At 43.8% G+C, this 14,913-nt stretch carries 10 protein-coding genes; all 10 read left to right on the top strand.

All coding sequences use genetic code 11. The features are described 5' to 3' along the window. Positions 1-40 precede the first annotated feature (40 nt). The 10 genes from LZG71_RS25455 (at position 41) to LZG71_RS25410 (ending at position 14,902) form a co-directional block, all read left to right on the top strand. Complete coding sequence (locus LZG71_RS25455; protein ID WP_233825269.1) at positions 41-2,758, top strand: GH92 family glycosyl hydrolase; 2,718 nt, start codon at positions 41-43, stop codon at positions 2,756-2,758. A 215-nt stretch (positions 2,759-2,973) separates the two neighbouring features. Beyond that, positions 2,974-6,153 carry a TonB-dependent receptor gene (locus tag LZG71_RS25450; protein ID WP_233825268.1) on the top strand — a complete coding sequence of 1,060 codons (3,180 nt, stop codon included), beginning with the start codon at positions 2,974-2,976 and terminating at the stop codon, positions 6,151-6,153. Between the two features lie 11 nt (positions 6,154-6,164). Continuing rightward, positions 6,165-7,664, top strand: coding sequence for a RagB/SusD family nutrient uptake outer membrane protein (locus LZG71_RS25445; protein WP_233825267.1), 1,500 nt, complete (start codon positions 6,165-6,167; stop codon positions 7,662-7,664). 19 nt (positions 7,665-7,683) lie between these two features. Further along, positions 7,684-8,526, top strand: a complete 843-nt coding sequence (locus tag LZG71_RS25440) for a lipocalin family protein (RefSeq protein WP_233825266.1) — start codon at positions 7,684-7,686, stop codon at positions 8,524-8,526. Between the two features lie 5 nt (positions 8,527-8,531). Further along, complete coding sequence (locus LZG71_RS25435; protein ID WP_233825265.1) at positions 8,532-9,596, top strand: mannonate dehydratase; 1,065 nt, start codon at positions 8,532-8,534, stop codon at positions 9,594-9,596. A 2-nt stretch (positions 9,597-9,598) separates the two neighbouring features. Continuing rightward, on the top strand, positions 9,599-10,618 hold the full coding sequence (locus LZG71_RS25430) for a DUF4432 family protein (RefSeq protein WP_233825263.1): 1,020 nt from the start codon (positions 9,599-9,601) through the stop codon (positions 10,616-10,618). Positions 10,619-10,622: 4 nt separating this feature from the next. Further along, positions 10,623-11,492, top strand: a complete 870-nt coding sequence (locus tag LZG71_RS25425) for an SMP-30/gluconolactonase/LRE family protein (RefSeq protein WP_233825261.1) — start codon at positions 10,623-10,625, stop codon at positions 11,490-11,492. Continuing rightward, on the top strand, positions 11,485-12,237 hold the full coding sequence (locus LZG71_RS25420) for an SDR family oxidoreductase (RefSeq protein WP_233825259.1): 753 nt from the start codon (positions 11,485-11,487) through the stop codon (positions 12,235-12,237). Before LZG71_RS25425 ends, LZG71_RS25420 begins: the two co-directional genes overlap by 8 nt. Positions 12,238-12,320: 83 nt before the next feature. Next, positions 12,321-13,529 (top strand): DUF4185 domain-containing protein, encoded by a 1,209-nt coding sequence (locus LZG71_RS25415; protein WP_233825257.1) that lies wholly within the window; start codon positions 12,321-12,323, stop codon positions 13,527-13,529. Between the two features lie 2 nt (positions 13,530-13,531). After that, a complete protein-coding gene (locus LZG71_RS25410; RefSeq protein ID WP_233825255.1) occupies positions 13,532-14,902 on the top strand; it encodes a sugar porter family MFS transporter in 1,371 nt (456 codons plus the stop codon). The last annotated feature ends 11 nt before the right edge of the window (positions 14,903-14,913 follow it).

The raw sequence follows: 14,913 nt of genomic DNA, 5'->3' as shown, positions 1-14,913 counted from the left end.
CATACATATGAACATTATAAATCCCGAACCCTTACTGTTTATGACTTCCCTTAAATCATTTTCTGTTCTTGCTTTTCTCTGTATTGCGGTAGTAGGCTTTGTAAAGGCTTCACCGTTTAATATCGCACCTCAGGCCAAAATCACAGCTTCCAGTCATTTGAATCATCAAACGTCATCTGGAAATGTGGCTGATGGGATCATTTCGGTTGACGGCAAAGGTGAATGGGCCAGCGAGGGCGATACCACCGACTGGGGTTATGTCCGGTTTCCCTGGATACAGCTGGAATGGGAAATTCCCATGAAGGTGAATCGGGTTATTCTCTACGACAGACCAAATCTTAAAGATCACATAGCAAGCGGGAAATTGCTTTTTAGCGATGGATCTATGTTGTGGGTCAATGAAATCCCAAACGACGGCCTTGCGAAAGAGATAAGATTTGATGCCAAAAACGTGAAGTGGATTAAATTTGTAACTACGGACGGCAAGGGCAGGGACATCGGCTTTTCGGAGATTGAAATATTCAGTACTGAAAATTCGGATTTTGTATCATGGGTTGATCCTTATATTGAAACCAATCGGGGGCGCTATATCTTTTTTATTCCAGGACAACGGCCATTTGGAATGGCCAGCTCTGCTCCGCTGACGAGAAATAAAAATCAAAACGGGGGTGGCTATAATTACAATGATACTGAGGTACTGGGTTTTGAGCAGATCCATCATTGGATGGTGGGAGGCCTTGAGATTATGCCAGGAACGGATCAAACGGAAAGACTGAAAGGGCAACAAGGCTGGAAGGCTAAATTTTCTCATGCTAGTGAAATTGTTCACCCGGGATATCACCGGCTTTTTCTTGAAGAAAATAAAATCTGGGTGGAGAATACAGCAACGGATCGGGTTAGTCTGTACCGGTTTACTTATGCGAAATCCGCAACCGCCAATATACTGACTAATCTGAGTGGTTATGTATCCAATAGTACAATGGCAGATGCAGAGGTGAAAAAGGTTAATCAGCAGGAATTCGAAGGTTCGTTTAGCACCATAAAACGGTACTGGGGTGGACCAAATGATGTGAAAATCTTTTTCGTTACTCAGTTTGACAAACCTTTCTCTTCACTTGATGGGTGGCAGGATGGGAAGCTGGTTAAAGATGTCAGTGGAGTAAACGGAGACCATGCGGGGATTTCGGCTGCGTTTAACATGAAAGCCGGGGAGCAAATCAATATGAAAATCGGTATCTCTTTTACCAGTATTGAAAATGCAAGAAAAAATCTCAGTCAGGAATGCAAAGGATGGGATTTTGACAAAGTGAAAGATGAAAGTTTAAAAATTTGGGATAACAATCTTTCCAAAATAAAAGTAAGCGGAGGGCCGAAAGATCAGAAAACCAAGTTCTATACTGATTTATGGCACGTTTTATTGGGACGTCAGAAGATTACAGACGCATCTGGTGATTACCCGGACAGAACCACCGGAAAGAGAATGGGAACATTTACGGATGCAAACTTCAAAATCAGAACTGTGCCTAAAACCGAAAAAGGGGAAAACCGTTTCAACATGTACAGCTCCGATGCATGGTGGCTCACACAATGGAACCTGAACGTGTTATGGGGGCTGGCCTGGCCAGAGGTAATGGACGAGATGTCGGCATCTATGATCGAGTATTCAAAAAATGGATATTTGCTTCCAAGAGGTCCGTCTGGCGGCGGGTATTCCTACATCATGACCAGCTGTCCGGCTGTAAACCTGATATCCTCTACGATCCAGAAGGGATTGCTCACCAAAGTTTCACAGAATGATGCCTACACAGCCATGAAACAAAATATGCTTCCCGGAGGCATGCTCGGCGACTCGGCAAACATTGAATTTTACACCAAAAACGGATATTGGCAAAATAACGCAGGTATTACCCTCGAAGCAGCTTTTCAGGATTATGCACTTTCGGAAGTTGCAGCCAAACTTGGAAAATCAGAGGATCAGAAGTTTTTCAGTACCAGGGCGAATGGTTGGAAAACATTGTTCAACAAAAAGCACAATCTGATTTTTCCTAAATCTCCGCAGGGAGAGTTCCTTCATGACGATCCGCTTTCGGGCAGAGGCTGGATAGAGGCAAACGCATGGCAGGCTACCTGGTCAGTATCTCATGACATTGGCGGACTGGCAAAGCTGATGGGGGGTAACGCTGTACTTTGCGATAAACTGAACTTCGCTTTTACCAAAGCAGAACCTTCCGACTTTGTATTTGCCTATAATGATGGTTACGTAAGTTATGCCAATCAGCCTGGTTGCTCGAATGCACACGTGTTCAACCATGCCGGCAAACCGTGGCTGAGTCAGTATTGGGTCAGAAAAGTGAGAGAGAAGGCTTATAGCGGAGTTACGCCAAATCTTGGATATGGAGGACATGACGAGGATCAGGGACAAATGGGAGCGATAAGCGCACTGATGTCCATCGGCCTTTTCAGTTTGAAGGGAAATGTAGATCAAAATCCAACATATGAGATCACAAGTCCAATTTTCGATACGGTAGAAATTGAACTGGATCCAAGGTATTATCAAGGCAAGAAATTTACGATTTCGACAAAAAACAACTCTGAGAAAAATATGTATATCCAAAGTGCAAGCCTGAGTGGAAAGCCTTTGAATTCTTACTGGTTCACGCACTCGGACTTCGCAAAAGGGGGAGTTTTACAACTGAACATGGGCTCCAAACCTAATGTAAACTGGGGAACGGGTATGACGGTAAATTCTAAAAAGTAGCGAGACAATTGTCAGTATCAGTCTCTGATTGCTAGATCCGTGAATTCAATTATATCGTCAAAGATGAATTTGCTTCGAATAATTATAAAAATGCTAAAATAAATGCATAATTAATTTTTTAAGTCTAAAATAATACTCATATTTGTTTTGTTCATATGTTCATACATATTAATCATGCTTTGAGCTGTTCAATAAATTCTTTCAATCCAAATCATATGCAACGTATACTACATCAATTAAGATTGATCCTGTGTTTGGTCGCTCTGCATTTCACTACAAGTGCCAGATCCCTCAATCCGAAGGATCCGGTATCCAACCGGGTTGGATACCCGGTTGCGATCCCGGTTGGAAACCCGGTTGGATACCGGATGGTTGACTCTGCAACCGAGCGTACGGTTGGCGGAAAGGTGACATCAGAAAGTGGCGAACCCTTGCCTGGTGTAAGTATTACTTTAAAGAATACGACTCAGGGAACGATAACCAATACCAGTGGAGAGTTCTCGCTCAAAGTACCGGATAACGATGCAATTCTCGTGTTCTCTTTTGTTGGTTATGAAAGTCAGGAGATTCAGACAGGAAGCCGTTCGGATCTGACAATCAAACTAGTTGAGTCCGAAAAGGCTCTTTCGGAAGTCGTAGTGATCGGTTATGGAACAGTGAAGAAATCGGATGTAACAGGCTCAGTGGTCTCTATCAAATCAGACGATCTTAAAGCAGTACCCGTTACTACATTTGACCAAGCGTTACAGGGACGCGCGGCAGGTGTGCAGGTGGTGCAGTCTACGGGTGCTCCGGGTGGAGAAACCAACATCCGTATCCGTGGAACAAGCTCGGTGAATGCAAGCAGCGAACCGCTGTATGTGATTGATGGTATGCTGATAAACGGAGACGGAGGCGAAATGTCTGTAGGAGGACGTGGGCCGAGAATAGGGGCTTTGTCGACGATCAATCCGGGTGATATAGAGTCAATAGAAATATTGAAGGACGCTTCTGCTACGGCCATCTATGGGTCTAGAGGTGCAAATGGTGTTGTTTTAATTACCACAAAAAAGGGAAAGGCGAATTCGGGAAGTATCAACTTTGAAAGTTATTATGGAACCCAGCAAGCAGCAAACAAGCTGGAATTATTGAGAGCAGACCAATTTGCTAATCTGGTCAATGAAGCGAACATTAATTCCGGCCGGGTTCCCGTATATACTAATCCGTCAACACTGGGTGCAGGTACAGACTGGCAAAATGAGCTGCTTCGTTCCGCTCCGATTGCCAATTATCAATTGTCTGTGAATGGCGGAACGACCAAAACAAAATATGCGCTTTCAGGAGGATACTTTACCCAGGATGGTATTGTCATTGGTTCCAATTTCAAAAGGTATTCACTCAGAACAAATCTTGAAACCGAGGTTACGAAATATCTGTCTGTGGGAGTCAATTTTTCTTACAACAGGTTGTCGTCTGACGGCGTTCTCACCGGTCCCGGGCAAATTGTGCCAGGCGTTATCACGGGAGCCATGCAGTTTAATCCGATTGCAACGGTTTATGATCCGAGACAAGCTCTTGGCTACACCTATGAGCACTATCTGAAAACAGGAATAGCAAACCCGGTTGCAGAAGCGCGGGAATATCAGGCCAATACGGGTACGAATCGTTTTCTTGGAAATGTGTTTGCCCAATTGAAACTCGCAAAGGATCTCAGTTTCAGATCCAGTTTTGGCATGGATGCATTGAATTCGAAATCAAATACTTTTGGTCCGTTCGGTCTCAAACGCACTGAAAACAGTTTGGGAGAGGCGAGCTCGGGAACATTACAAGCTTTTACCTGGCTAAGCACCAATACAGTTAACTATGATAAAAACATTGGTTCGGGAACGTTAAGTGCACTGGCAGGATTTGAGGTTCAGCAGTTTAAAAATGAATCTTTACAACTCCTGGTTTTCGATTTTCCTGATCCGCGTTCGGGTTATCACAATCTTGCAGCAGGACAAAATCCGCAACCACCTGCTAATGGTGAAACAGAATGGAGTCTGATGTCCTATCTGGGAAGGATCAATTATTCATTATCCAATAAATACCTGTTTACGGTTTCAGGTCGCGTGGATGGTTCTTCCAAGTTTGCAAAAGGAAACAAATATGGATTTTTCCCTTCGGCAGCTGTTGCATGGCGGGTTTCTGAGGAAAGTTTCCTGCAAGGAAATAACGTGATCAGTAATCTGAAGTTGAGAGGAAGTTACGGTGTAACCGGTAACCAGTCAATAGCGCCATATGGATCACTTGCGCTGATCACACCATTCGGAGAAGGTGTATTTAACAACGGAAGCGGCAGTCCATCCATTATTTACGGTCGCGAGCCGCTGTCATATCCGAATGAAAACCTGAAATGGGAAACAACAAGACAAACCAATCTGGGTATCGATCTGTCTGTACTGAAAGGCCGTCTTTCACTGACAACGGAATTGTATCATAAAAAAACGTCGGATCTGTTGCTTTCAACACCTATACCCGTTACAAGTGGATTTCAATACACACTGCTTAATGTTGGTAATGTAGAAAACAAGGGAGTTGATATTGAGCTAAGTTCGATCAATTTTGATGGTAAATTCAATTGGAACACATCTTTGAATGTTTCCCTAAACCGAAACAAAATTACGAACCTGGCTGGTGGCGGTGATGTATTACTTGCCGGCGGAAATATTCTCAGAGAGGGGCAGCCGTTGGGCTCATTTTATGGATATGTTTTCGACGGGATTTATCAGAGTGACGAAGAAGCCAAGAAGAGCCCGGCCATTGCGGGACAAAGTCCGGCTGCGGGAGACAGAAAATACAGAGACATCTCCGGAGCAGATGGCAAGCCGGACGGTGTGATCAACGACATGGACAGAACATTGATCGGTTCAGCTCAACCTAAGTTCTATTGGGGATTGAACAACACGCTTAGTTACCAAAATTTCGAACTTAACTTTTTCTTCCAGGGATCGCAGGGTAATAAAATGGTGAACATGAATTTACTAAATCTGCAAAATGTAAATGGTCAGCAAAACGTACTCCTGGATGCCTATGAAGATCGATGGACTCCGACCAATCCGAGCAACAAACATGCACGTCCGCTTGCAACTGCAAACGACAATATTTTCTCATCAAGGTTTGTAGAAAATGCTTCTTATCTGAGGTTGAGGAACGTCAGTCTGGGATACAATCTACCAAAGTCGGTTCTTGATAAAATCAAAGTAAACAGATTAAAAGTCTATGTGAGTGCAGCAAATCTACTGACTGTTACCAAATACAGTGGATACAACCCGGAGGGTAATGCATACGGCTCGTCGACAAACGTGGTGGGTGTGGATGATGGTAATTATCCTCAGACAAAAACCTTTTTAGTTGGAATTAACATTGGCCTTTAACAACTATTGAAATGAAGAATTTAACTTATAAAATTAAAATTGCCTTCCTGTCTCTGGTTTTGTGCACGGTCACTTTTTCCTGTCAGGATTTTTTGACCGAGAATCCACAAAACACGGTATCACAAAGTAATTATTATCGGACGGAGCAGGACGCAATAGCTGCGGTAAATGCTATTTATTCATATCTGGGATCGTATAATCTGGATTTTGCCGGCCCTTTCGCAGGAAATACTGCAGGAGCCTATCACAGTACATTTTGGGTCACGGCCGACCTGGCTTCCGATAACATGAAGAACAATCAGCTTGGTGCGATATACAACGACCAGCTGGCTAATTTTTCCTATAATTCAGATAATGCCAATCTGCTTGAAATATGGAGAATTCATTACAAAATTATCTATCTGGCCAACATCGCAGTAAACCGGATTCCAGGTATAAACATGAACGAAACCACCAGAAGCAGATTGGTAAATGAAGCCAAATTTTTACGTGGACTGATGTACTTCAATCTCGTGAGAATGTTTGGCAAAATACCTCTTCTTGTTGGTGAAAGTAATCCACTGAAACCGGATGCCGTAGCATCAGAGGTTGTATACGCACAAATTATTACAGATTTAAAAGACGCTTCGAATTTGCCGAAGGATGGGCAGATTCAGGATGGACGGGCAACACAGGGAGCCGCTCAGGCGCTTCTGGCAAAAGTGTACCTGACTCAAAAGGATTTTGGCAACGCTTCAACAGAGGCAAAAAAAGTGATTGATTCCAACGTTTACAGTCTGTGGGACAATTATGCCGACGCCTTCAAACTGGCTGCCAGGAATGGCAAAGAGGCTATCTTTTCGGTGGGTTTTGGAGATGGCGGTGGTACAATTTCCTTCTGGGAAGTAGGCCAGTTCAATGTGAGATTACTGCCTGTTGAGCTTTCGACGGCGAGAGATAAGGTAAACAATACGCAAGGGTGGCAAACAGTGACAAAGGAACTTCATGATTCATACTTACCTGCCGATAAAAGAAAGGCAGCAACCTACATGACTTCCTTCACCGGAGATGATGGCAAGGCCGTGACTCTAAATAATATATATATCAAAAAATATTGGGATGAAGCAGCCGACCCAACTGCAGGAGGTTCCACTAACGATTTTCCTGTGATCAGATACTCAGATGTGCTGCTGATGTATGCCGAAGCCCAGGCTGAGTTGGGAAATTTCCCGGCAGCGAACGAAAACATCAATAAAGTGAAAAAGCGTGCGGGATTACCTGTTGTAAATATCACTGCGATTGATGCTTTCAGAGAGGCGGTACTGGATGAGCGTCGTAAGGAATTTATTGGCGAAGGACAACGCTGGTTTGATCTCGTACGGATGAATAAACTTAGCGAAAGAGTGCACAAAGCCAAAGACGCGGAGTATACAACTCCAATTCCGGTTCTTAGCCAGAATTATCAGCTCTTTCCGATACCGCAGCAAGAACGGGATGTGAATCCAAATTTGCCTCAAAATCCTGGTTTTTAGTCTATAATCTATTATGAATATGAGCACAATTCAAAAATATATAAGCCGGTTGATTGCGGTACTATTACTGACGATCGTCATGGGCTGCGACGAAGAAAAACAAGGTCCCGATGATTTTTTTGACAATGACGGTTTCAAAGTTGAACTCGTTGCGGACAAAGCATTAGGTCACGGACAGTATGTTCTCAAAAGTGAATCGGGTCAAAAAATTACGGTGAAGGTAAATGTTGAATCGCCATCGGGATTGACAGGTTTTAAAATCAGGAAAACAAAAAATTTGACTCCGGACCTGACTTTTGGTACCAACGGAGAAATGACGGTAAACGCAAGCGGAAGTTCTTTTTCCTACGATTTTGCCTACAACACATTGAGCTCTGACGTAGATCAGCTGGTTGGTTTTTCTTTTGAAGCGCTTAATACTTCGGGGGCAAAAGAGGTTTCAGATTTGAACATGCAGGTAACGTTATCGCCTCGCGACAACATCCCTACAAAAAAATGGAGCCTGACTTCAATTTTACAAGTAAGTGATAAAAACAAGGAGGTGATCAATGATTGTGAAAAGGACAATGCGATCCTGTTTAATCAGAACGGGACGCTGGTTTACCTATATGGAAAGGATACCGCAACGGGAAGCTGCCAGTTCGACGGGTTTAATTTGTATGATAAATGGAGCCTGAGCGAAGATCAAAAAACATTCACGATTTCTTATCAGGGCTTGTTTAATCCTGCCACAACCGTCGATACTTACAAGGTACGGTCACTAACAACAGACGAGCTCAAACTGGAATTGACGGTCGATTTAACCGTGTTGGGACTGGGTATTGAAACATTCCTTTACACCTATAAAGCAGGACCAAAATAGCAGCTATGAAACTAGGTTTAGGGTTGTATTCAGAGTCGCTTACGGATGAAAACCTCCGGTTCGCAAACCAGTGCGGAGCAACACATATTGTGGCGCAGTTGGTGAATTATATCAAAGGTTCTAATCCCAAAGTGGCACGGGGAAATCTGGACGGATGGGGAGAAACCTATAACCAGGACAAACTTTGGACACTGGATCAATTGGTTTCTCTGAGAAAGAAGATTGAAGGGCATGGCCTGAAACTGGAAGCGATTGAGAATTTTGATCCGTCGCATTGGTATGATATCCTGCTGGATGGTCCACTGAAAGTAAAGCAGACCGAGAATCTGAAACAGCTGATCAGGAACGTGGGTAAAGCAGGAATACCGGTGATGGGTTACTATTTCAGTTTAGCAGGGGTTTGGGGCTGGACAACCGCTCCGGTAGGTCGTGGACAATCTAATTCCATTTTATTTGACACAAATCAGATTGATGTCAATGCCGAAATTCCGGAGGGTATGGTTTGGAATATGACCTATGCACCTAAAAATGGGAAATTCATTCCGAAGATAACAAGGGAGGAGCTGTGGAGCAGGCTGGATTACTTCCTGCAAAATATGCTTCCCATTGCCGAAGAGGAGGGCGTGAAACTGGTGGCGCATCCTGACGATCCTCCTTTGCCGACTTTGAGAAACAATCCAAGGTTGTTTTACAACACCACGGAGTACGAAAAACTTTTGACCAAATACCCGAGCGAGGCCAATGGTTATGAGTTTTGTATGGGAACGGTGCAGGAGATGCAGGATAGTGATGTGTATCAGATGCTTGACAAATACTCGGCTAATAACCGCATCGGTTATATACATTTTAGAAATGTGGTGGGAAAGGTGCCGCATTATCGTGAGGCGTTTGTGGACGAAGGAGATATAGACATGGTGAAAGCATTGAAAATTCTTAAAAAGAATAATTACGAAGGTGTCCTTATTCCGGATCACACACCCGAAATGTCATGTGATGCGCCATGGCATGCCGGAATGGCCTTTGCGTTGGGATATATGAAGGGTGCAATTCAAAGTTTAAATTCATTTTGAAAATGGAGAACTGCCGGGTCTGTGACGACTGGACTTACAAATCGATGAAGGTAGTGTTTATGGAAAACCGCTTTCTTAAAGTCGGCATTCTGGCTGATCGGGGAAGTGATATTTTCGAATTCACCTACAAACCTTTGGGAATAGATCCATTGCTTCGATTGGAAAAGGGCATCGCTAATCCCAACCAGCAGTTTAGCCAGATCCGGAATACGGCATCACAGTTTGAAGATTATTACTATGGAGGGTGGCAGGAAATTTTGCCCAATAGTCCTTCATTCAATTACAAAGGAGCTGTTTTGGGTCAGCACGGCGAAGTGTCCTTAATTCCCTGGAAATACGCCATTGTTGAAAATGACGATTCACAAATTGCAGTAAAGTTCTGGACAGAACCGCTAAGGATGCCGCTGCGCATTACCAAAACGCTTCGAATGAACGCCGGTGATCCGGTATTGTATATCGAAGAAACACTTGAAAACAGAGGCGGAGTGGAGCTGGATATTATGTGGGGGCATCACATTGCTTTCGGACTTCCTTTTCTGAAAAATGGTGCTAAAATAGAAACCAATGCGACCCAAATGATGGCAGAGGAATGTATGCCAGAGAAACGTCTGATCATTCCGGGGCAGCGGTTTCAATTCCCGATGGCAGTGAACAAAAACAATCAGGAAGTGAACGTCTCCGAGATTTCAGCAGAAGGTGAAAAGCAATATTCCGAGCTGATCTATTTGTCTGATTTTAAAAATGAAACCGGCAGATACTCCATTCGCAGCAATGAATCTGGTCTACGGTTCAATGTGGAGTGGGATACTGAAATTTTCAGATCACTTTGGTTTTGGCAGGAAAGAAATGGAATCACAGAGTTTCCCTGGTGGGGTAAGGCCTACACCGTTGCACTGGAACCCTGGACATCGCCCTGGACTTCCGAACCTGAAAAAGCCATTGAACGTGGAGAGTGGCTAAAAATCAGGGCGGGCCAGAAAGTTGAAACGAAGCTGAGTGCAGGAATATGTCAGGATTTGTAAGGCTATGAAAGAGATCAAAGTACAGGAAATTGAGATATATGCGGAAGGTCTGGATCATCCAGAATGTGTGATTTATCATCCGAATGGAAATTTGTATGCGGGAAGTGAAGCAGGGCTTATTTATGAAATTAATACCAATAGAGAAGTCTCTGAGATAGCCAATACCGGAGGGTTTATTCTTGGACTGGCTCTCAGTGCGGATTGCTCCTGGCTGGCGATTTGTGACTCGGGTAAAAAATGTGTGTGGAAGCTTGATCTTGTTAGCAAAGAGCTCACCCTATTGTTTAATACTGTGGAGAATAGGGCTCTTCAGATTCCAAACTTCTGCTGTTTTGATCAAAACGAAAATCTGTATGTGAGCGATAGTGGCGATTTTAGAAAAACAACCGGGTGCATCTATAAAATGGATCGGAGTGGCAAGGTAAGTATTTGGCATGTAGGTCCGTTCAACTTTGCAAATGGTTTGGCTTTGTCGCCGGACAATGATTTTCTATACGTTGTCTCCTCTTTTTTACCGGGTATTGAAAGGATCGCCATCATGGAAGACGGAAGTGCGGGAGCCCGTGAAGTTGTGTTGGAAATGCCTCAAACCGTACCTGACGGAATTGCATTTGATGCCAACGGCACTTTGTACATCTCCTGTTACGCTCCCAACAGCATTTATAACTATGAGCCAACCGGGAAGTTGAAGGAGTTGGTTCACGACTGGGAAGCGCATACAATCACCAACCCGACTAATATCGCTTTTGGAGGCACCAACTTCGATCAGTTATTTGTCGCCAATCTGGGCAGGTGGCATATTTCGAAAATTGATTTAGGAACTGTTGGTTTAAAACTGGTATGTCACATAAATCACAAAACTGAAAATGAATAAGAAACATGTGGTGATCAGCGGCGGAGCCAAGGGAATCGGCAGGGCTTGTGTAGAGGTTTTTCTGGAAAACAATTACAAGGTTTCTGTTCTGGATCTGGATGAGTTTACGGGTACGCAAAGTCCTGATCTGAAAAATTATATCTGTGATGTTTCCAGGTCTGTAATGGTGGAAAGGTGTTTAAATGAAGCCATTGGTAACTTTGGAGAAATAGATGTGTTGGTCAATAATGCAGGTATTTTAGGATACAGTAATGTGGTGGATACCAGTGAAGAAATGTGGGATAACATCATGAATGTGAATTTGAAAAGTGCATTTCTGTGCGCAAAGTTTGCCATACCATCCATGCAAAATGCGGGTAGCGGAGTGATTATCAATGTGGCAAGCGTTCAGGCTTTTATTACACAAAAACTGGTAGCTGCCTACACCACGTCGAAAACAGCCTTGCTGGGGCTTACCCGCAGCATCGCTGTTGATTTCGCACCAAATATCCGTTGTGTTGCAGTTTGTCCGGGAACGATTGATACACCCATGTTACAGGCAGCAATATCCGAATCGCCTGATCCCGCCGCTGTATTTCAGGAATGTGTGGATATGCATCCTTTAAAAAAAGTAGGCAGTCCGAATGAAGTTGCTGAACTGATCGCCTTTTTAGCTTCGGACAAAGCCTCTTTCATTACCGGACAGGCTTTTAGGGTGGATGGGGGTTTGGGTATAGGCATTGGAGGAAGCAGGCAGGAAGGCTGAGCTTTCAATTGGAATTGCCGAATAGCTAACAACATCTTAATTAGTTGGATTACATCATATTTAACCACAAAATAAGTTTAGCGATGAAATATTACATTCTGTTTTTTATGGCAATAATGGCCTCCTGTACTCCTAAAATTTCCGAGAAGGAAGAGGTGGCGGAGCAACCGGAAATTAATGAGAATGAATTTACCGCAGAACCCGCACCGGAATGGACGAACCTGTTTCTGAGAAAGTCTGGCTGGTTTGGCGGGGATGGGATTTTTGCTATTCCGTTTTCGGGAAAAGACTCGGAAAAAGGAGATAGTTTGATCTTCCTTTTCAGTGATACAATGATCGGGGAGATCAATGGTGAAAAACTGAAACCCGGTTATGTGATGATCAACAATTCGATTGCTGTTTTGAAAGACAAAACTCCGGATAGTACACACATCAAGTTTAAAATGGCAAAGGAAAATGAAACTTACAAAGCCATTTTTACACCAAAAACTGACAAACCCAATAAAGATACTTATTTCTGGCTTGGCGATGGATTTGTAAATCCGGCAGCAAATAAAGACCTGTTTGTATTCGCTTACAAAATCACCAATACCAACGATAAATCGGATTTCCCTTTTAAAGAAACGGGTAATACACTGATCCGAATTCCTGCAAACAGCAAGTTTCCATATACGGATCAGAAGCAGATGGAACTGCCGTTCAATAATTATAAAACAGGAGAAGAAACGATCTCCTTCGGAGCGGGTGTTTTCAACAACAGCGAGTCGGCTGGTGAGGTGGATGCAGACGGATTCGTTTATGTGTATGGAACCAAAGGTGTGAATAAAAAGCTGGTTTCTGCCCGGGTAAAACCGGATGCTATTGAGTCATTTGGACAATGGGAATTTTGGGATGGGAAATCCTGGTCAAAAGATGTGAAGTCGACGGCGGCATTGAGCGATTCTGTTTCTAACGAAATGAGTGTGAGCAGACTGGCAAAAGGAAAATATGCGCTCGTGTACCAGTTGGGCGGTATTTTTCCTGACATCTGTATGCAGGTTGGGCCTTCACCTGTGGGGCCGTTTGGACCTCGGATCACACTTTACAAGACATCTGCCGACATCCAGGATCCGGATCTGTTCACCTATAATGCCAAAGCACATCCTGCGCTTTCCGAGGATGGCGAACTGCTGATTTCCTACAACGTGAACAGTTTCAAATTCTTCAAAATAGTAGAAAGCAAGCCGAATCTATATCGTCCGAGGTTTATTCGGGTGAAATTTAAAGCGCAAACTAAACAAGCAAACCACTGAAAATGATTAATCAAGAGATCAAAAGTCCACCGACGGAAAGCAATATTCCGTACATCATTCTCATCACCAGTGTTGCCGCTTTTGGTGGATTCCTGTTTGGTTATGATACCGCTGTAATTGCAGGAGCCATCGGATATTTGCAAATCAAATTCAACCTCTCGCCACTGATGGTGGGCTGGGCGGCTAGTAGTGCTATCTGGGGGTGCGTGCTTGGTGCCATGTCTGCCGGTTACCTGAGCGATCGTTTTGGAAGACGGGCTGTGCTATTAGGAACAGCAGTACTTTTTGCAGTTCCCGCCTATGGTTCTGCCATTGCCAATGACCTCACAACGTTCATCATCATGCGTTTGCTGGGCGGTATTGGTGTAGGAGCCGCCTCTATGCTTTGTCCGATGTATATTTCTGAAATTGCCCCATCCAACATCCGCGGCAGGTTGGTTACTTTTTACCAGCTCGCTATTGTACTGGGAATCAATATTATTTATGTGATCAACCTGAAAATAAGCCAGGCAGGAGATGAAGCATGGAATATTGAGTACGGATGGCGATACATGCTTGGTTCTGAGGTTATTCCGGCGATTGTATTTTTTGTTCTGCTGTTTTTTGTTCCTGAAAGTCCGCGCTGGCTTGCTGCCAAATCCAGAGAAGGAAAGGCGATGAAAATCCTGGAAAAAATCAACGGAAAAAAGGTTTCTTTGGAAATTTTTGCAGAGATATCTGAAAGCCTAAAAAACGAAAAGGGCAGCCTGTCCGACCTGCTTGATATCAAACTAAGAAAGCCTCTGGTAATAGGTGTTGTTCTGGCGCTGTTTTCTCAAATTACAGGTATCAACGCCATTATTTACTATGCACCGGAAATTTTCAAAAGTATCGGTTTCGGAGCTGAATCCGCATTTACCCAGACCATTATTATCGGACTGGTCAATATGATCTTTACGCTGGTGGCAGTTTGGCTTATTGATATAACTGGAAGAAAAAGTCTGCTGATCTGGGGAGTTGCCGGCATGGTGATCTGTCTGTTTGCAACCGGCATCTGTTTTCATTTCCATTTCGACCAGGGGCCCTGGTTACTCATTTTCATTTTAGGTTATATTGCCAGTTTTGCCATCTCACTCGGGCCCATTCCCTGGGTTTTGATGTCGGAAATTTTTCCAACAAAAATACGCGGGATGGCCATGTCTCTGGCTACTTTGGTTTTGTGGATCGGCGTTGTCGCCATCACCCAACTGACACCCATTTTTCTGGAAACCCTCGGCGGAGCGGTAACCTTCTGGATATTCATGATCAACTCGATCATCATATTGGTTTTCACGATTAAGATGATCCCTGAAACGAAAGGCAAGACTTTGGAAGAAATAGAAAAAACGTGGTAAGATTTTTAAGC

It is taken from the genome of Dyadobacter sp. CY312, from assembly GCF_021390535.1.
In the GTDB taxonomy this organism is placed as follows: Bacteria; Bacteroidota; Bacteroidia; order Cytophagales; family Spirosomataceae; genus Dyadobacter.
Note: the sequence above shows the minus strand (reverse complement) of the source record. Positions and strands in the feature narration are given on the sequence as shown.

What these genes read in the sequence shown, in the direction of transcription:
- LZG71_RS25455 (WP_233825269.1), top strand. Translation starts at nt 41, where the DNA reads ATGACTTCCCTTAAATCATTTTCTGTTCTTGCTTTTCTCTGTATTGCG.
- LZG71_RS25450 (WP_233825268.1), top strand. Translation starts at nt 2,974, where the DNA reads ATGCAACGTATACTACATCAATTAAGATTGATCCTGTGTTTGGTCGCT.
- LZG71_RS25445 (WP_233825267.1), top strand. Translation starts at nt 6,165, where the DNA reads ATGAAGAATTTAACTTATAAAATTAAAATTGCCTTCCTGTCTCTGGTT.
- LZG71_RS25440 (WP_233825266.1), top strand. Translation starts at nt 7,684, where the DNA reads ATGAGCACAATTCAAAAATATATAAGCCGGTTGATTGCGGTACTATTA.
- LZG71_RS25435 (WP_233825265.1), top strand. Translation starts at nt 8,532, where the DNA reads ATGAAACTAGGTTTAGGGTTGTATTCAGAGTCGCTTACGGATGAAAAC.
- LZG71_RS25430 (WP_233825263.1), top strand. Translation starts at nt 9,599, where the DNA reads ATGGAGAACTGCCGGGTCTGTGACGACTGGACTTACAAATCGATGAAG.
- LZG71_RS25425 (WP_233825261.1), top strand. Translation starts at nt 10,623, where the DNA reads ATGAAAGAGATCAAAGTACAGGAAATTGAGATATATGCGGAAGGTCTG.
- LZG71_RS25420 (WP_233825259.1), top strand. Translation starts at nt 11,485, where the DNA reads ATGAATAAGAAACATGTGGTGATCAGCGGCGGAGCCAAGGGAATCGGC.
- LZG71_RS25415 (WP_233825257.1), top strand. Translation starts at nt 12,321, where the DNA reads ATGAAATATTACATTCTGTTTTTTATGGCAATAATGGCCTCCTGTACT.
- LZG71_RS25410 (WP_233825255.1), top strand. Translation starts at nt 13,532, where the DNA reads ATGATTAATCAAGAGATCAAAAGTCCACCGACGGAAAGCAATATTCCG.